Annotated in this window: 11 protein-coding genes; 7 read left to right on the forward strand and 4 right to left on the reverse strand. The window is 59.9% G+C overall.

The window, feature by feature from the left end; translation table 11 throughout:
• Positions 1–3: 3 nt before the first annotated feature.
• The gene (locus D8U73_RS05735) at positions 4–1,746 is read right to left on the reverse strand and encodes a potassium/proton antiporter (protein WP_056852306.1); all 1,743 of its coding nucleotides are present in this window, start codon (positions 1,744–1,746) and stop codon (positions 4–6) included.
• A gap of 417 nt (positions 1,747–2,163) precedes the next feature.
• The gene (locus D8U73_RS05745) at positions 2,164–3,789 is read right to left on the reverse strand and encodes a methyl-accepting chemotaxis protein (RefSeq protein ID WP_056852307.1); all 1,626 of its coding nucleotides are present in this window, start codon (positions 3,787–3,789) and stop codon (positions 2,164–2,166) included.
• Positions 3,790–4,063: 274 nt separating this feature from the next.
• Between D8U73_RS05745 and D8U73_RS05750 the strand changes: the two genes are divergently transcribed.
• The 3 genes from D8U73_RS05750 to D8U73_RS05760 all read left to right on the forward strand — a co-directional run bounded on the left by D8U73_RS05750 (position 4,064) and on the right by D8U73_RS05760 (position 6,628).
• Entirely contained in the window at positions 4,064–4,294 is a 231-nt protein-coding gene (locus D8U73_RS05750; protein WP_056852308.1) for a hypothetical protein, read from the forward strand.
• Entirely contained in the window at positions 4,291–4,590 is a 300-nt protein-coding gene (locus D8U73_RS05755) for a cell division protein ZapA (RefSeq protein WP_056852309.1), read from the forward strand. Before D8U73_RS05750 ends, D8U73_RS05755 begins: the two co-directional genes overlap by 4 nt.
• 100 nt (positions 4,591–4,690) lie before the next feature.
• Positions 4,691–6,628, forward strand: a complete 1,938-nt coding sequence (locus D8U73_RS05760; protein WP_130903934.1) for a methyl-accepting chemotaxis protein — start codon at positions 4,691–4,693, stop codon at positions 6,626–6,628.
• A gap of 140 nt (positions 6,629–6,768) precedes the next feature.
• Here D8U73_RS05760 and D8U73_RS05765 read toward each other — a convergent pair whose 3' ends face one another.
• Positions 6,769–8,571 carry an acyl-CoA dehydrogenase gene (locus D8U73_RS05765; protein WP_130903935.1) on the reverse strand — a complete coding sequence of 601 codons (1,803 nt, stop codon included), beginning with the start codon at positions 8,569–8,571 and terminating at the stop codon, positions 6,769–6,771.
• Between the two features lie 230 nt (positions 8,572–8,801).
• Entirely contained in the window at positions 8,802–12,752 is a 3,951-nt protein-coding gene (gene putA / locus D8U73_RS05770) for a trifunctional transcriptional regulator/proline dehydrogenase/L-glutamate gamma-semialdehyde dehydrogenase (protein ID WP_130903936.1), read from the reverse strand.
• A 462-nt stretch (positions 12,753–13,214) separates the two neighbouring features.
• On the opposite strand from putA, the gene putP reads away from it, so the two are divergent.
• From putP to rlmJ, 4 genes are all read left to right on the forward strand, one after another.
• A complete protein-coding gene (gene putP, locus D8U73_RS05775) occupies positions 13,215–14,699 on the forward strand; it encodes a sodium/proline symporter PutP (RefSeq protein ID WP_056852312.1) in 1,485 nt (494 codons plus the stop codon).
• 347 nt (positions 14,700–15,046) lie between these two features.
• On the forward strand, positions 15,047–16,933 hold the full coding sequence (locus tag D8U73_RS05780; RefSeq protein WP_130903937.1) for a type VI secretion system tip protein VgrG: 1,887 nt from the start codon (positions 15,047–15,049) through the stop codon (positions 16,931–16,933).
• Positions 16,923–17,660, forward strand: coding sequence for a DUF4123 domain-containing protein (locus D8U73_RS05785; protein ID WP_130903938.1), 738 nt, complete (start codon positions 16,923–16,925; stop codon positions 17,658–17,660). The genes D8U73_RS05780 and D8U73_RS05785 overlap by 11 nt, the downstream gene beginning before the upstream one ends.
• A 91-nt stretch (positions 17,661–17,751) precedes the next feature.
• Positions 17,752–18,588 carry a 23S rRNA (adenine(2030)-N(6))-methyltransferase RlmJ gene (gene rlmJ / locus D8U73_RS05790; RefSeq protein WP_056852315.1) on the forward strand — a complete coding sequence of 279 codons (837 nt, stop codon included), beginning with the start codon at positions 17,752–17,754 and terminating at the stop codon, positions 18,586–18,588.
• The last annotated feature ends 20 nt before the right edge of the window (positions 18,589–18,608 follow it).

Consider the following 18,608-nt stretch of genomic DNA (forward strand, 5'->3'; position numbering starts at 1 on the left):
AGTTTAGAGGAACAAGCCCGGACCCGGGCGACTTCCTTCGGGGAATCTGACGCCCACTTTATCGATCTTGTTCCCGTCCATGACCGCGACAGTCCAGAGGGTGTTGTTCCACTCCACCTGGTCGCCGACCACCGGCGCTCCCCCGACTTTCTGGGCGATGAACTTGCCCAGAGTCATCTGCGGATCGATGTCTTCGACCTTCAACCCGTACAGGGCAGCAACCGCGGCCAGCTGGGCGTCTCCTTCGAGAACGAAGTCGCCGAAAAAGCGCAAATCGAGGCCGCGTTGCGGTGCCTGGCTGAACAGTTTTCCGAGGGCCGCAAGGTTGTGTTCATGGCCGATTACGCACAGTAAATCATCGACTTCCAGCACCGTACTACCCGACGGATGGAGCAGTTGTTGACCACGAAACAGGGCAGCGATGCGGGTTCCTTCGGGCATTTTCAGTTCGCGCAGGGGCGAACCGATGCACCATTTTTCGGCACCGAGGCGATAAACGAACAGTTCCCACTCACTGGTGACATGCACTTCGAGCGCAGACCGGGAAATCGGCGCGGGCTCCGGTGGCACCGTGACCTTTAGCAGCTTGGCGACCCACGGCAGGCTGGTGCCTTGTACCAGCAGCGAGACCAGAACGATGAAGAAGGCCAGGTTGAAGTACAGCTGGGCATTGGGCAGGCCGGCCATCAGCGGGAACACCGCCAGAATGATCGGTACCGCGCCACGCAGGCCCACCCAGGAAATGAACGCCTTTTCGCGGCCATGGAACGCCTTGAACGGCAACAACCCCACCACCACTGACAGCGGCCGTGCAAACAGAATCATCCATAGCGCCAAGGCCAGGGCCGGCAAGGCAATCGGCAGCAAATCGTGGGGCGTGACCAACAGCCCCAGCACCAGGAACATGCCGATCTGTGCCAGCCAGGCCATGCCGTCGAGCATGTGCAGGATGCCGTGGCGGCTGCGTACCGGCCGGTTGCCGATGACCAGACCGCACAGGTACACCGCGAGGAAGCCGCTGCCGTGCAAGGCGTTGGTCAGGGCAAACACCACCAGGCCACCGGCGATGACCAGGATCGGGTACAGACCGGTGGCCAGATTGATCCGGTTGACCAGTTGCAACATCAGCCAGCCGCCGCCGAGGCCAATCACACCACCGATACCGAACTCGCGCAGCAGGTGCGCCAGCAGGCTCCAGTGCAGCCCAGTCTGGCCGCTGGCGAGCATGTCGATCAGCGTGACGGTGAGGAACACCGCCATCGGGTCGTTGCTGCCGGATTCGATCTCCAGGCTGGCGGTCACCCGTTCGTTCAAGCCTTTGCCGCCCAGCAACGAAAACACCGCCGCCGCATCGGTGGAGCCGACGATGGCGCCAATGAGCAGGCCCTGGATCAGGTTCAGGTCGAACAGCCAGGCCGCGGCCATGCCGGTCAGCCCGGTGGTGATCAACACCCCGACCGTGGCCAGCGACAACGCCGGCCACAACGCCACGCGGAAACTCGAGACCCGCGTGCGCAAACCGCCGTCGAGCAGGATCACCGCCAGTGCGAGGTTGCCGACCAGATAAGCCGTGGGGTAGTTATCGAAAATAATGCCGCCGCCGTCGACGCCGGCCGCCATGCCAACGGCCAGGATGATCACCAGAATCGGGATGCCGAGGCGCGACGAAAGTGAGCTCACCAGAATGCTTGCACCTACCAGCAACGCGCCGATCAAGAACAGGCTGTTGATGGTGGTCGCATTCAAAGGCAGTACTCCAGAAAACTGAAAGGCGGGCACAAACTGACCATGCAGTCTGCGTGCCAGCGATTCTAACCTGTTGAAATGTGATGCTGTCAAAAAGCTTTTCTGGTTTATACCAGATCGTTCCCACGCTCTGCGTGGGAACGCCTCAATGGACGCTCTGCGTCCACTTCCGGGACGCGGAGCGCCCTGGGATGCATGCCCACGCGGAGCGTGGGAACGATCATGGAAAGCTTTTGACAGCGGACATGCACACCCGCTTGAGCAGGGAAGATCAGTGTGGCGAGGGAGCTCGCTCCCGCTGGGCGCGTAGCGCCCCCAAAACGACACAGCGGTTCGTCAGATTCAGCGCATGGGTCAATTGCGACTGCTTCGCAGCCGAGCGGGAGCAAGCTCCCTCGCCACAGAGGCGACTTCAGATTAAAGGCTGAACCGCCCAACCATGGTGTTCAGGTCCACCGCCAGGCGCGACAACTCACTGCTCGCTGCGCTGGTCTGGTTGGCGCCGGTGGCCGATTGCACCGACAAATCGCGGATATTCACCAGGTTGCGGTCCACTTCACGGGCCACTTGCGCCTGTTCTTCAGCAGCGCTGGCGATTACCAGATTGCGTTCGTTGATTTCGACAATGGCGCTGTTGATGGTGTCCAGTGACATTCCCGCGCCGCGGGCGATGTTCAGGGTCGATTCGGCACGCTCTGTGCTGTTGCGCATCGAATCCACCGCATGTTCGGTGCCGCTCTGGATGCTGCCGATCATGCGCTCGATTTCGCTGGTCGACTGCTGGGTGCGATGAGCCAGTGCCCGCACTTCGTCGGCCACCACCGCAAAACCACGACCGGCTTCACCGGCACGTGCAGCTTCGATGGCCGCGTTCAGGGCCAGCAGGTTGGTCTGGTCGGCCAGGCCACGGATCACGTCCAGTACTTTGCCGATGTCGCGGGACTCGTTCGCCAGGTCGCCGATCAGGGTCGCGGTGCTCTGAACATCGGCGCTCATGCGTTCAATGGCGCTGACGGTTTCCTGCACCAGATCACGGCCGTCGCCGGCAGACGTAGTGGCGTTCTTCGAGGCTTCGGACGTACTTACGGCGTTGCGCGCGACTTCTTCCACCGCACTGGTCATTTCATTGACCGCGGTGGCGGCCTGTTCGATTTCGTTGTTCTGCTGGGTCAGGCCACGGGCACTTTCGTCGGTGACACTGTTGAGCTCTTCCGCGGCGGACGCCAATTGCGTGGCCGAGCCGGAAATCCGCTGCAGGGTGTCGCGCAGTTTGTCCTGCATCTTCGACATCGCCAAGAGCAGGCGGCCGGCCTCATCTTCGCCATCGACGGTGATCGGGCGCGTCAGGTTGCCTTCGGCAATCTGTTCGGCGGCGTTCAGTGCGTTGGCGATGGGGCGGGTGATGCTGTTGGTCAGCAACCAGGCGAACAGCATGGTCAGGGCGGTGGCGATCACAAGCAGGGCGATCACCAGATTGAAGGCCGAATCGTATTGGTCGGCGGCTTGCTGGTTGGTGTCGAGGGTCTGCTGAGTGTTGATCTCCAGCAGTTTGTTCAGCACCGCATTGACCGCTTCGGAGTTACTCAGCAGGTCGGCGTTGAGCAGGTTGCGCAATTCGTCGACCTGATTGTTGCGCGACAGGGTCTTCATCCGATCTTCGATCTGGCGGTATTGCCCAAGCAACTGCACGTATTGATCGTAGGCCGCACGTTCCTCGGGGCTGCTGATCAGTTTTTCGTAGACGTTCTGGGCGGTGCGGATTTGCTGGTTGCGCATTTCCAGCAGCTCCATGGTCTTGTGCTGCACATCTGGTTCACGGTTGACCAGCAAACGGTAGGACAACACGCGCAAACGCAGGGTCAGCTGGGTGAACTCGTCGAGGCTCTTGATGCTGGGCACGCTGCTTACGGTGATGTTCTCGGCGGCGTCGCGGATCTTGCTCATCTGGTTCAGGGCGAACACGCCCAGCAGCATCATCAAACCGCCAATCAGGGCAAAACCGAGGAACGCTCGCGGCGCGATATTCATATTTCGAAGGGACATGGTGTTTACCGAAGAGAGCGCACCAGAGGGTGCCGAGGCTGACGTATGGATGACTTATCGGTCATGCGCCTGAAGTCTTGAGTCCCTGCGCGGTTTTGCCGCACAAACGTCATGGCGACGAAGTGCAGGAACCAGATCGGCTGATCACAGTCTCTACAGTTCGCGAGAAAGGTCGGTCGTCAGGAAAATCAGGGCCTTGGGCCCGTATAACCCTGGCTTCCACAGTGACTTTTCTTTATCTTACGCGCCCTTTGAAAATGCCTGGAAAATCAAAATGTTGGAAGCATCCCTAAGCCAATTGGAACAGCTGGTCAGCGACCTGGTGCAACAGAACCAGACCCTGCTCGGCACCAACCAAGCCCTGAGCGCCGAACTGGCCCAGGCCAAGGATGAAAACGAAAGCCTGCAACTGAGCCTGATGGAACAGGAAGAGAAACAAGGCGCCACCGCCGCGCGCATTCAAGCCCTGGTTGAGCGTGTGAGCGCTGGCCCAGTCAGCGCATGAGTTACGGCCCGGGTGTGAAAGTCGTCTCGATCCTGGGTGAGGACTATTCGATCAAGGCCCCGGCCGGGGAAGAGCAGACCCTGCTGGACGCTGCATTAATGTTGAAGGCTGCCCTGGCCGACACCAAAAAGAAGTACCCGACGCTGATCGGAGACCGATTGCTGGTACTGGCCGCGATGAATCTGTGCTCGCAACAGATCGAGATGCAGAAGCAACACAAGCTCGAACTCGACCGTTACCAAGAGCAAGTCAACGCCACGGTTGAAGTGATCTCCAAGACGATCAATCAGGCCTGATCGGCTTTGCGCACAACCAAAGAATAAATTGTCGTTTGCGTTGTATACAATCGGCACGGCTGTTGCAGTGTTTCAGCCTCTTATTCTTTGGGGGTGCTCCATGCAGTTCTGGCGACGCAGTATTCAATGGCAGTTGATCTTGAGCATGGGCACCGCCCTGCTCGTCAGTATTCTGATCGTGGTTGGCATTTATACCCTTGTGGTCAATCGCCTCGCCCAGCGTTATCTGGTCGAACAAGCGCTGCCGTCGAGCATCGAAGCGATGCGCAACGACATCGAGCGCATCCTCGTCCAACCGCTCACCGCCGCCAAGGACATCGCCAGCAACAGCATGGTGCGCGACTGGTTGGCCGAGGGTGAAAACAGTGCCCAGGCCGCTACGTTCACCACTTACCTCGAAGGCATCCGCGCCGAACACAAGGCCTTTACCGCGCTGATTGTCGGCACCGCGTCCAACCACTACTTCAATGAAAAAGGCCTGGACCGGACCCTCAGCCGCACCAACCCCAAAGACGCGTGGTTCTATGCGTTTCTCGATAGCGACCAGCCGCGCACCCTCAACATCGACAATGACACCGCCAGCGGAGAATTGGCGCTTTTCATCGACCTTAAAGTCGAAAAGGCCGGCAAAGTCGTGGGCGTTGCCGGGCTGGGCCTGAGCATGAAGGAGCTCTCCGAACTGATTCACAACTTCAGTTTCGGAGAGCGCGGCAAGGTCTATCTCGTGCGTTCCGACGGTTTGATCCAGGTTCATCCCCAAGCGCAATTGAGTGGTAAACGTACCCTGGCAGAGCAAATTGGCGCGGCGGCGGCCGGCGCGTCCCTGGGTCAAAAAACTGCCACGAGTAATAGCTTCCAGCGGGACGGTGAAGACTTCCTCGCATTAAGCCTGCCTTTGCGCGATCTCGGCTGGACCCTGGTGGCCGAAGTGCCGCAGTCGCAGATCTACGCTGAAGCCCGTCGCGCCATGTGGATGAGCAGCGGCATCGGCCTGGCAGTAGCGGTGATATGCCTGTTGCTGGTGGTGGTGCTGGCCCGTGGATTGGTCCGACCGATCCGTCAGGTAACAGCGGCGTTGGTGGCCATCGGTAGCGGTGGTGGCGATTTGACCCATCGGCTGGATTCCAGCCGCGCCGATGAGCTGGGCGATCTGGCGCGAGGGTTCAATCGGTTTCTCGACAGCCAGCGCGACATGATCGGCGAAGTGCTCACCACCAGCGAGCGCTTGCGTACGGCTGTCGGGCAAGTGGCGCGGGTGGTGGAAAACACCGCCGAACGCTCGGGCCGACAACAGGAAATGACCGACATGGTCGCTACTGCGGTCCATGAGATGGGCCTGACCGTGCAAGAGATCGCGCAGAACGCCGGTAACGCGGCAGTCGCTTCGCAAAACGCCCGGGATGAAGCAATGCAGGCGCGGGAAGTGGTCGGCGGATCGATCCGACACATTGAAAGCATGTCCGACGAAATCGGCGTTGCCGCCACGGCGGTCGGGGCGCTGGCCCATCAGGTGGCGTCAATCGATCAGGTGTTGGCAGTGATCCGCGGAATCTCCGAGCAAACCAATTTGCTGGCGCTCAACGCTGCCATCGAAGCCGCACGTGCAGGCGATATGGGGCGCGGGTTTGCGGTGGTCGCCGATGAAGTGCGCACACTGGCACGGCGTACACAATCGTCCACCGATGAGATTCAACAAATGATCGGCAGTCTCAAGCAGGGTGCGGAAAATGCGGTGTCGTCGATGCATTCCGGGCAAGCGGCGACTGGCACCGGTGTCCAATCCAGTCAGCGCACCGGGGCGTCGTTGACCGCGATTACCGGGCAGGTCGAGCGCATCAGCGACATGAATCATCAGGTGGCAACGGCGACTGAAGAGCAGTCGGCAGTGACCGAAGAGATCAACCGTAACGTGCAGGGCATTTCCGATCTGGCCCGGGCGACGGCGGGGGAGGTCAGGGCTTGTCGTGAGGATTGTCAGACATTGCAACGTCTGGCGGACGATCTGGCGCGGCAGATGGGTGGGTTCAAGTTGAGTTGATGGTTGGCGGTGCGGGCCTCATCGCGGGCAAGCCCGCTCCCACAGGGTTTTGTGTTGAGCACAAGATTTGTGATCAAGAGAGATACCTGTGGGAGCTGGCTTGCCAGCGATTGGATTTCAGCTACAACCCAAGACTTGCTTCAGAACCACTCATCCTGCATGCCCAGGCAGACATCATCCCGCGCTTCAAGAATCGCCAGTTCATGGTGACAACCCGGCACCTCCCACGTCAGGAAGTATCGCGCCGCCTGCAACTTGCCTTTATAGAAGCTCACATCCGCCGCATTGCCCTTGGTCAAGCCTTCTTCGGCGCGAATCGCCTGTTCCAGCCAGCGCCAGCCAATCACCGTGTGCCCGAACACCTTCAGGTACAGCGCCGAATTCGCCAGGCTGCTGTTGACCTTGCCTTGGGCCAGGTCGGTCAGCAGGCCGATGGTCACGGTTTGCAGGCGCGCCACCAGTTTCTCCAGTGGTTCACGCAACGCAGTCAGCGAATCAAACGCCTGTGCACGCTCGGCGGTGTCGGCGATCAAGCGGATCAGTTGCTTGAGCCCCGCGCCGCCATTCTGCGCCAGTTTACGGCCGAGCAAGTCCAGGGATTGAATGCCGTGGGTGCCTTCGTGAATCGGGTTCAGGCGGTTGTCGCGGTAATACTGCTCCACCGGGTATTCGCGGGTGTAGCCGTGGCCGCCGAGGATCTGGATCGCCAGTTCGTTGGCCTTCAGGCAAAACTCTGACGGCCAGGATTTGACGATGGGGGTCAGCAGATCCAACAGTTCATGGGCCTGCTTGCGCGCCTCTTCCGTCTCGAGAGTCGTGGTGTCATCGAACAGCCGTGCCGCGTACAGGCCAAGGTCGAACGAACCTTCGACGTAGGCTTTTTGCGTCAACAACATGCGCTTCACGTCGGCATGTTGAATGATCGCCACAGGGGCGGTATTGGGGTCTTTGCTATCCGGCACCCGTCCTTGCGGACGTTCGCGGGCGTATTCCAGCGAATACAGATAACCGGCATAGCCAAGCATCACTGCGCCCATGCCGACACCGATGCGCGCTTCGTTCATCATCTGGAACATATAGCTCAAGCCATGGTGCGGCTTGCCCACCAGATAGCCGACGCACTCACCGTTGTCACCGAAGTTCAGTGCGGTAGAAGTAGTGCCGCGCCAGCCCATCTTGTGGAACAACCCGGCCAGCAGCACGTCATTACGCTTGCCCAGGCTGCCGTCATCGTTGACCAGGAATTTCGGCACGATAAACAGGGAGATCCCCTTCACCCCGGCCGGTGCGTCCGGCAGCTTGGCCAGTACCATGTGCACGATGTTTTCCGACAGCGGATGGTCGCCACCGGAGATGAAGATTTTATTGCCCTTGAGTCGATAGGTGCCGTCAGACGCAGGCTCGGCGCGCGTGCGAATATCCGACAACGATGAGCCTGCATGGGGTTCAGTCAGGGCCATGGTGCCGAAGAAACGGCCGTCGATCATCGGTTGCAGAAAACGGCGTTTCTGCTCTTCGGTGCCGAAGCTTTCGATCAGGTTCGCTGCGCCCATGGTCAGGAATGGATACGAAGTCGACGCTGCGTTCGCTGACTGAAAATGCGCGAAGCACGCCTGGGACAGCAGTGTAGGAAGTTGCATGCCGCCGGCGTCGAAACTGCGCGCGGCATTGAGGAAGCCTGCTTCAAGGAACGCATCCACCGCCGGTTTCACTTCCGGAATCAGAATCGCCTGACCGTCCTCGTAGCGCGGCTCGTTCTCGTCACCCTTTCGGTTGTGCGGGGCGAAGAACTTTTCGGCGATGCTTCTGGCAGTGCCGATGGCGGCATCGAAGGTTTCGCGATTGTGCTCGGCGAAACGCTCACGCTGGGTCAGGCCCTCGGCATCGAGGACTTCGTACAGCTCGAAAGCCAGATTGCGGGAACTGAGCAACGTCTCGGACATGGCGGCCTACCTTTTATTGGGATGGGCCGAGTCTAGGCGTGCGAATTGAGGCTGAACAGGATGATTGATAGCGGTGATGTTGGAGCCGAGCACCGACTTGATCGTTCCCACGCTCCGCGTGGGAATGCAGCCCAGGACGCTCCGCGTCCCCAAACGACGTGACGCAGAGCGTCACAGGAGGCATTCCCACGCAGAGCGTGGGAACGATCACACAATCTTGGTGCAGAGGTTTAACCGATGGTCATCAAGCTGGCATTACCACCTGCCGCCGCGGTGTTGACACTCAGCGCCCGCTCGATCACCAGACGCTCCAGCGCAATGTTGGACTCGCCTTGCGACAGACCCTGCACGCCAACGATCGCACCCGCACGCTTGGCCACTTGCTGGCAGACCGCGCGCAACTGATCGGAATGACCGTGGTGCAGAACCGCGTCAAACACCACCTCGTCCTTGTTCCAGTCGGACACCAGCTTGATGCGTGCCTGAATGTCCTTCGGCAGGCGTGCGAACAATGCCTTGGTCAACTCGGCTTCCGGCCATACCGCCGAACCGCCGACAGCCAATACCGCTGCCAGTTGAGTCAACAGGTCGCCTTCGACTTCCGCCAGGCACAGCACGTGCTCACGCGGCAGAATCGCATAGCTGTTGCGCTCGCCGGTCGGGCCTGCCAGTACGCGGGTGATACCGCTTTGCGATTGCGCGGCGAACTGCACGCACAGGGTGCTCAGGTCAGCGAATTTGTTGCTGTCGGCCCAGGCTTTCAGGGCGGTCAGCGGCTTGCTCAGGGCTTCACGCAGTCGTACATCCGGTGCGGCAAGAGCGTCACCGCGAGCGAAGGATTGTTCGATCGCATCGGTAGGACGCGTCGACAGCAGACGGTACAGGTACAGCGGGCCGCCGGCTTTCGGGCCAGTACCCGACAAACCTTCGCCACCGAACGGTTGTACACCAACCACGGCACCGACGATGTTGCGGTTGACGTAGACGTTACCGGCATTGACGTTATCGATCACCTTGGCGATGGTCTCGTCGATGCGGGTGTGTACACCCAACGTCAGGCCATAGCCGGAAGCGTTGATCTGGCCGATCAGTTGATCGATGTCTTTGCGCTTGTAGCGAACCACGTGCAGCACCGGGCCGAAGATCTCCCGTTGCAGTTCGTCGAAGCTTTCCAGTTCGATCAGTGTCGGCATCACGAAGGTGCCGCGTTTGACTTCTTCGGCGTCGGCGATGGCCACCTGGTACACGCTGCGTCCTTTGTCGCGCATGGCCTGGATATGCTTCTCGATGCCAGCCTTGGCTTCGGCGTCGATCACCGGGCCGATGTCCACGGACAGGCGCTCGGGATTGCCGAGACGACTTTCAGCCATGGCACCCTTGAGCATTTCGATGACGCGGTCGGCGGAATCTTCCTGCAGGCACAGGACGCGCAGGGCCGAGCAACGCTGGCCGGCGCTGTCGAAGGCCGACGAAACCACGTCGATCACCACTTGTTCGGTGAGGGCCGAAGAGTCGACGATCATTGCGTTCTGGCCGCCGGTTTCGGCGATCAGCGGGATCGGACGGCCCTGGCTGTCCAGGCGACCGGCGATGTTGCGTTGCAACAGACGAGCGACTTCGGTCGAACCGGTGAACATCACGCCTTTGACGCGATCGTCACCCACCAGACCGGCACCGACGGTTTCGCCACGGCCCGGCAGCAGTTGCAGCACGCCTTCCGGGATGCCGGCTTCGAGCAGCAGGCGCACGGCCTGAGCCGCTACCAGCGGAGTCTGTTCGGCAGGCTTGGCCAGTACCGGGTTACCGGCAGCCAGGGCAGCAGCCACCTGACCGCTGAAAATCGCCAGCGGGAAGTTCCACGGACTGATGCATACCACCGGACCCAATGGACGGTGGGCGTCATTGCTGAAATCGTTGCGCGCCTGCACCGCGTAGTAGCGCAGGAAGTCCACGGCTTCGCGCACTTCGGCGATGGCGTTGGCGAAAGTCTTGCCGGCTTCGCGAGCCAACAGGCCCATCAGCGGCTGGATCTCGGCTTCCATCAGGTCGGCGGCACGTTCCAGGATCGCGGCGCGTTCGGCGGGCGGGGTGGCCTGCCAGATCGGTGCGGCGTTGAGGGCGCACTGGATGGCGTTGTCGACGTCTTCGACAGTGGCTTCCTGAACATGGCCAACCACGTCACGCAAATCGGACGGGTTCAGCACCGGCGCCGGCGCTTCGTTGCTGGAAGCGCAACCGAGCATCGGCGCGGCTTTCCAGTGGTTGTGCGCGGTGGCGAGCAGGGCGCAGGACAGCGAGGCCAGGCGATGTTCGTTGGCCATGTCGATGCCGGCGGAGTTGGCGCGCTCGGCGCCATACAGGTCACGCGGCAATGGAATGCGCGGGTGCGGCAGGCCGAAACCACCTTCCACGGTCGCCATCTGCTCGATGCTGGCCACCGGATCGGCCACCAGTTCCTGAATGGAGATCGACTGATCGGCGATACGGTTGACGAACGAAGTGTTCGCGCCGTTTTCCAGCAGGCGACGAACCAGGTACGCCAACAGGGTTTCGTGGGTGCCGACTGGAGCGTACACGCGGCAAGGACGGTTCAGCTTGCCTTCGGAAACTTTGCCTACAACTTGTTCGTACAGTGGTTCGCCCATGCCGTGCAGGCACTGGAATTCGTACTGGCCCGGGTAATAGTTCTGACCGGCGATGTGATAAATGGCCGACAAGGTGTGGGCGTTGTGCGTGGCGAACTGCGGGTAGATGACTTCTGGCACCGACAGCAGTTTGCGTGCACAAGCGATGTAGGACACGTCGGTGTACACCTTGCGGGTGTAGACCGGATAGCCTTCCAGGCCTTCGACCTGGGCGCGCTTGATTTCGCTGTCCCAGTACGCGCCTTTCACCAGACGGATCATCAGGCGATGACGGCTGCGGCGAGCCAGGTCGATCACGTAGTCGATTACATAAGGGCAACGCTTCTGGTAAGCCTGGATCACGAAACCGATGCCATTCCAGCCAGTCAGCTGCGGCTCGAAGCACAGGCGCTCGAGCAGATCCAGCGACAGCTCGAGACGGTCGGCTTCTTCGGCGTCGATGTTCAGGCCGATGTCGTATTGCTTGGCCAGCAGGGTCAGCGACAGCAGGCGTGGGTACAGCTCATCCATCACGCGCTCGTACTGCGCACGGCTGTAGCGCGGGTGCAGTGCGGACAGTTTGATGGAGATGCCCGGGCCTTCATAAATCCCACGGCCGTGGGACGCTTTACCGATCGAATGGATGGCTTGTTCGTACGAGGCCAGGTACTTCTGCGCGTCGTGTTCGGTCAACGCCGCTTCGCCGAGCATGTCGTAGGAGTAGCGGAAGCCCTTGGCTTCGAACTTGCTCGCATTGGCCAGGGCTTCAGCGATGGTTTCACCGGTGACGAACTGCTCGCCCATCAGGCGCATGGCCATGTCGACGCCCTTACGGATCATCGGCTCGCCGCTCTTGCCGATGATGCGGCTCAGGGACGAAGTCAAACCCGCTTCGTTGTGCGTGGACACCAGTTTGCCGGTCAGCAGCAGCCCCCAGGTAGCGGCGTTGACGAACAGCGACGGGCTGTTGCCCAGGTGTGGTTGCCAGTTGCCGGTGCTGATCTTGTCGCGGATCAGCGCGTCGCGAGTGCCTTTGTCCGGGATGCGCAGCAGCGCTTCGGCCAGGCACATCAGCGCCACGCCTTCCTGGGACGACAGGGAAAATTCCTGCAACAGGCCCTGCACGATGCCGGCACGGCCGCCAGCGCTCTTCTGGTTGCGCAGTTTTTCCGCAATGGAGGCGGCCAGTTTGTTGGTGGCTTCGGCCATCGGCGCCGGCAGGCGTGCCTGCTCGATCAGCATCGGCACCACTTCCGGCTCCGGGCGACGGTAAGCGGCGGTGATCGATGCGCGCAGTACCGATTGCGGCAGGATGCTTTCGGCGAATTCAAGGAAGCACTGGTGGGCGTGATCCAGAGGCGCATCGACGGCATCGTCGGAATCCTTGGTCGAACCGTTCAGCTCGGTCAGGGTTGCACCACCCTCGAGTTTTTCCAGGTAATTGAAAATTGCCTGCTTGATCAGCCAGTGTGGCGTGCGATCAATCGAGGTCGCGGCAGCCTTCAGGCGTTCGCGGGTCGGGTCGTCAAGTTTGACGCCAAGGGTGGTGGTAGCCATGTTTTTATCCTCATGTTTGCCACGACTGCGTGGCATCAGCTGGCGGCAAGATTAGCCGTGCGACTCCTGAGGTGCAACCGGGTGCAACCCTTTTTTTGTCGGATTAATACGCAGCTCGTCAGGAAATAAATTCTGGTACGACCGTGCTGCATTTCCTTGGGGCTTTTTTGATGGATCGCTGGCGATCTTTGCTCCGAAAAGGAGCAAAAAAAGCGCATAACAAGATTTTTCCGACTAGGTGCAACTTATTCTCCAGAAATGGGTTGCACCTTATTTGCTTTGTTGAATAGCATTCGCGCCCCAAGGTGCAACCGTCGAAGAGGCAGGTGCACCGGCTGATGGCTTTCCTGGGGAAACATCAGTCATAAATGCGCGGGATCCCGAATCGTCTGTCAAACGTCACCGTTTGCGAGCGGTTCACCAGCCGCCGCTACATAAAAACAAAGCCAGGGCGTCACTTAAATGAGCGTAAGCAATCCAACCCTGATCACGTTCGTGATCTACATCGCAGCAATGGTGCTGATCGGCTTCATGGCCTATCGCTCCACCAATAACCTTTCTGACTATATTCTGGGCGGCCGTAGCCTGGGCAGCGTCGTGACGGCACTGTCCGCCGGTGCTTCCGACATGAGCGGCTGGTTGTTGATGGGCCTGCCGGGCGCCATCTACATGTCCGGTCTGTCCGAAAGCTGGATCGCCATCGGCCTGATCGTCGGTGCTTACTTGAACTGGCTGTTCGTTGCCGGTCGCCTGCGCGTGCAGACCGAGCACAACGGTGATGCCCTGACTCTGCCGGATTACTTCTCCAGCCGTTTTGAAGACAAAAGCGGCTTGCTGCGGATCATCTCCGCCGTCGTGATCCTGGTGTTCTTCACCATCTACTGCGCTTCCGGCATCGTGGCTGGCGCCCGTCTGTTCGAGAGCACCTTCGGCATGTCCTACGAGACAGCGCTGTGGGCCGGCGCTGCGGCGACGATTGCCTACACCTTCGTCGGCGGTTTCCTGGCGGTGAGCTGGACTGACACCGTACAAGCCACCTTGATGATCTTCGCCCTGTTGCTGACGCCGATCATCGTGCTGTTGGCCACCGGTGGCGTGGATACCACGTTCCTGGCCATCGAAGCGCAAGATCCAAGCAACTTCGACATGCTGAAAAACACCACCTTCATCGGCATCATCTCGCTGATGGGTTGGGGTCTGGGCTACTTCGGTCAGCCGCACATCCTGGCGCGTTTCATGGCAGCGGATTCGGTCAAGTCGATCGCCAACGCCCGTCGTATTTCCATGACCTGGATGATCCTGTGCCTGGGCGGCACCGTGGCCGTCGGCTTCTTCGGTATCGCGTACTTCTCGGCGCACCCTGAGGTGGCCGGTCCGGTGACTGAAAACCACGAACGTGTGTTCATCGAACTGGCCAAGATCCTGTTCAACCCATGGATTGCCGGTGTACTGCTGTCGGCCATTCTGGCCGCTGTCATGAGCACCCTGAGCTGCCAGCTGCTGGTGTGTTCCAGTGCGCTGACTGAAGACTTCTACAAAACCTTCCTGCGCAAGTCGGCTTCCCAGGTCGAACTGGTCTGGGTCGGTCGCGCCATGGTGTTGCTGGTTGCCCTGGTTGCCATCGCATTGGCTGCCAACCCGGAAAACCGTGTACTGGGTCTGGTGAGCTACGCCTGGGCCGGTTTCGGTGCCGCTTTCGGTCCGGTCGTGCTGATTTCCGTGATCTGGAAAGACATGACCCGCAACGGCGCACTGGCCGGTATCCTGGTTGGCGCAATCACCGTGATCGTGTGGAAGCATTTCGAGTTGCTGGGCCTGTACGAAATCATCCCTGGTTTCATCTTCGCCAGCCTGGCGATTTACTTCGTCAGCAAAATGGGCGCGCCGACTGCCGGCATGCTGCAGCGTTTCGCTGCTGCCGAAAGTGATTTCCGCCTGAACAAGTAATCGGCACGAGCGAAAGCTCTGCGCCAATGGCTTGAACGAAAACGGCCCGCTTCCTTTGGAAGCGGGCCGTTTTTTTGCCTGCACTTTCTAGGTTTTCTGTAGGCGCTGAGCTTGCTCGCGCGCGCAGCACGTTCAACACATATGTTGGCATCCAGACCGCCATCGCGAGCAAGCTCGGTTCCTGCAAGGGGCGCGATGTTCTCGGGGTTGTCTGTAGTCGAATGAAGCGTTTTTTGAGGGGCGATGCTTCAGGAGCGGTAGGGCAAATCTGATTTTCCTGTTTCTTGATCAGGGAGGCTTGATGCTCATGCAGAATCGCCCGCTGTCATTCTGCCGAGACACATCGGATGTTCGCTTCTGCCAATCAACCGCGCTTCACGTTGACCGTCGACGGTGTCCAGAGTGAACTCAAGGTACTTGAGTTCACCGGTAAGGAGGCCATCAGCCAGCCATACCGTTTTGACGTGGAGCTGGTCAGCGAGCGGCCGGACATCGATCTCGAAAACCTTCTGCATCGTCAGGCGTTTCTGGGTTTCGATGCGCAAGGCGCCGGTGTTCATGGTCAGATTTATCGGGTGGGCCAGGGCGATTCCGGTAAACGTCTGACGCGCTACGAGATCAGCCTTGTACCGCGTCTGGCCTACCTCGATCATCGGATCAACCAGCGAATCTTTCAGCACCAAACTGTGCCGGCGATCATCACTCAAATCTTCAAGGACCACGGCATCCTCGGCGATGCCTTCGCGTTTCAACTCGGCGGTGCCTATCCCGAACGCGAGTACTGCGTGCAATACGCCGAAAGCGATCTGGGGTTCATCCAGCGGCTGTGTGCCGAACTGGGTATCCACTACCATTTCCAACACAGTTGCGACGGTCACCTGTTGGTGTTTGGCGATGACCAGACAGTTTTTCCACGCATGCCTGAACCGATACCTTACCGGCCGGGCAGTGGCATGGCGGTGAATGAAGCTGTCATCAAGCGGTTCAATGTTCGTCTGGAAACCCGACCCACCGTGGTGACGCGCCGCGACTACGACTTCCATCAACCACGCCTGGAACTGCAAAGTCGTTCCGACAGTGAGCAGTTGCCGCTGCTTGAGGATTACCGTTTTCCGGGGCAGTTCAATGATCGGGAAATCGGCGGGCGGCTGGCTCAGCGGGCATTGCAGAGCCATCGCGCGGATTACCGTCAGGCGCAAGGCAAGAGTGATCAAGCTGCGTTGATCAGTGGGCATTTCCTGCTACTCGACGAGCATCCGCAGCAGGAGTGGAACAACCTGTGGCTGCTGACTGAAATCGAACACCATGGCTGTCAGCCGCAAGTACTGGAAGAGTCGGCGGGCAGCACGGACAGTTTTCAAGGTTATCGCAATACCTTCCTGGCAACGCCGTGGGACGCTTTTTTCCGCCCGCGAATGCGCGCCAAGCCTCAGGTGGCCGGGTATCAAGCCGCTGTGGTGAGTGGGCCGAAAGACAGCGAAATTCATTGCGACGAATTCGGCAGGGTCAAGGTCCGGTTGATGTGGGACCGCTTCGGTCAGTTGGAAGAACATTCCAGTTGCTGGCTGCGGGTGGCCAGCGGTTGGGCGCACGACAGCTACGGCAGTGTGTTGATCCCGCGTGTCGGCATGGAAGTCCTGGTGGGGTTCGTAGATGGCGATGCGGACAAGCCGCTGGTGATGGGTTGCCTGCCCAATGCGATGAACCCGGTGCCGCTGGATCTTCCGGCAGACAAGACTCGCAGTATTTTCCGCTCGCGCAGCAGTCCCGGTGGCGGGGGCTACAACGAATTGCGCATCGAGGATCGCAAAGGGGCCGAGGAAATCCACTTGCGCGCCCAGCGAAACTGGAACCAGCAGGTGCTGCATGACATGCACGTGCAGGTCGGGCAAAACGAATACCTGCAGGTCACCGGTGACCGGCACATCCGCGTCGGCAGCCAGACCGTCACGGCGAGCGGGCAGTTTCAGGTCAATGCCGTTAGCCAGGTCGTGATTGATGGCGGCACCAACGCCACGATTCAGGCCGGTGGCCACTGGATCAATATCGGTCCTGCGGGAATTTTCAGCAGTGTGCCGATCGAAGTCGGTGGGGCGCCGATGTCGGCTCCCGGTGTATCAAGCGTGGCTGTGCAAGGTGTAGCGCTAAGCATGGCGCAGAGGCTGAGTTTGCAAAGTGCTTCGCCATTTTGCGAAGAGTGCGAACGCTGCAAGGAAGGTGCGTGTGCCGCCTGATTTTCTATTGCCCCTCGACTGGCTCGAACGCCAGCCGCTGCAAGCGTCGCAGCAGTTGTTCGCGATCTTCAGTAACGCCAGTGCCGCCAAACCACTCGAAGCCTGGCGACGATCGATGCCCATCAGCAAGGCGACCCCGATCTGGGCCGATACCGCTTATGCCGAGTGGGAAGCAGTGATGCCCTACGTCGCACATGTCGCGGTGGACAGTGAGTTTGTGCAGTGGGTGGCGACCACAAGGTCTCGCGATTGGGGGTGGCTGGCGGTTTCTTCTGCGAGCCAAGAGGTGCTCGCCGAACACCTGCGCAGTCTCACACAGGTTCTGTTGCCCAATGACAATGCGGTGTTTTTCCGCTTCTGGGATGGGCGTTTTCTGATACCGATCCTGCACAGTACAGAGGTCAATCCTTATGAGCTCCTGCCGGTCATCGGCCGATGCTGGATTAACGGGCACGCTGTCGAGATAGATGGCAATGCGCAGAAAACATCGAAGGTCTTCCCCTGGTGGAAGGTGCCAGATGCGCTGTTGCAACAACTGGCTGCGGATGACGCTACCACCCGGATCAACAACTTGTTGCAATGGTTGAGTGAAGAGCAGCCGGGTATTTTCGAGGTGTTTTCGGAGCGCGTCTTGCGCAGCAAGGCTGCGCATTTCCTTGCGGAAACTGACGTGGCAGCTGCGTCGAAAGCTGATTGGGTGGAGTATTTGCTGGAGGCGTCGAGCTGACGCCAGTCTTCGATACAGCCGGCCACTCAGCCGTGAACCCTGACTTGCAGGCCGGTAAAAGGTAAACTTGCCGGCCTTCGCAGGAGCAACCATGAATTATCGTCACGCCTTCCATGCCGGCAATCACGCCGATGTGTTCAAACACCTGACCTTGACCCGCCTCATCGCCCTGATGTCGCGCAAGGAACAGCCGTTTGCCTATCTCGATACCCACGCCGGCATCGGTCTGTATGACCTTCAGGGTGATCAGGCCAGTCGTACCGGTGAGTACCTGGAGGGCATTGCGCGTTTGTGGGATCAGCCGGATCTGCCGATCCTGACCGCTGACTACATGCAGGTGCTGCATGAGATGAACCCGGATGGCCAGTTGCGCTATTACCCCGGTTCGCCGGAATTGGCGCGACGTCTGACGCGTAAGCAGGATCGCGTGTTGCTCAACGAAAAGCACCCGCAAGACGGCTTGTTGCTCAAGGACAACATGGCGGGCGATCGTCGCGTGAAGGTGCACTTGGGCGAAGGTTGGCATGTGTCGCGCGCCTTGCTGCCGGTGCCAGAGAAGCGTGCGGTGATGTTGATCGATCCGCCGTTCGAAAAGCTCGATGAAATGCAGCGTTGCGCGGCTTCGTTGAAAGAGGCGATTGGCCGTATGCGGCAAACCGTGGCGGCCATCTGGTATCCGGTGAAGGATCAGCGCGCACTGCGCCGTTTCTATCAGGACCTGGCCGGCACCGGCGCGCCGAAATTGTTGCGCGTGGAGTTGCTGGTGCATCCGCTGGACACGCCCAACAGCCTGAACGGTTCCGGTCTGGCAATCGCCAATCCGCCGTGGGGGCTGGAAGAGGAACTGCGTGAACTGCTGCCATGGTTGTCCCAGAAGCTGGGGCAGACCCAGGGTGGGTGGCAGATGGATTGGTTGATTGCCGAATGAGGCGATGATCGTTCCCACGC

It is taken from the genome of Pseudomonas sp. Sample_22, from assembly GCF_004307635.1.
Lineage (GTDB): Bacteria > Pseudomonadota > Gammaproteobacteria > Pseudomonadales > Pseudomonadaceae > Aquipseudomonas.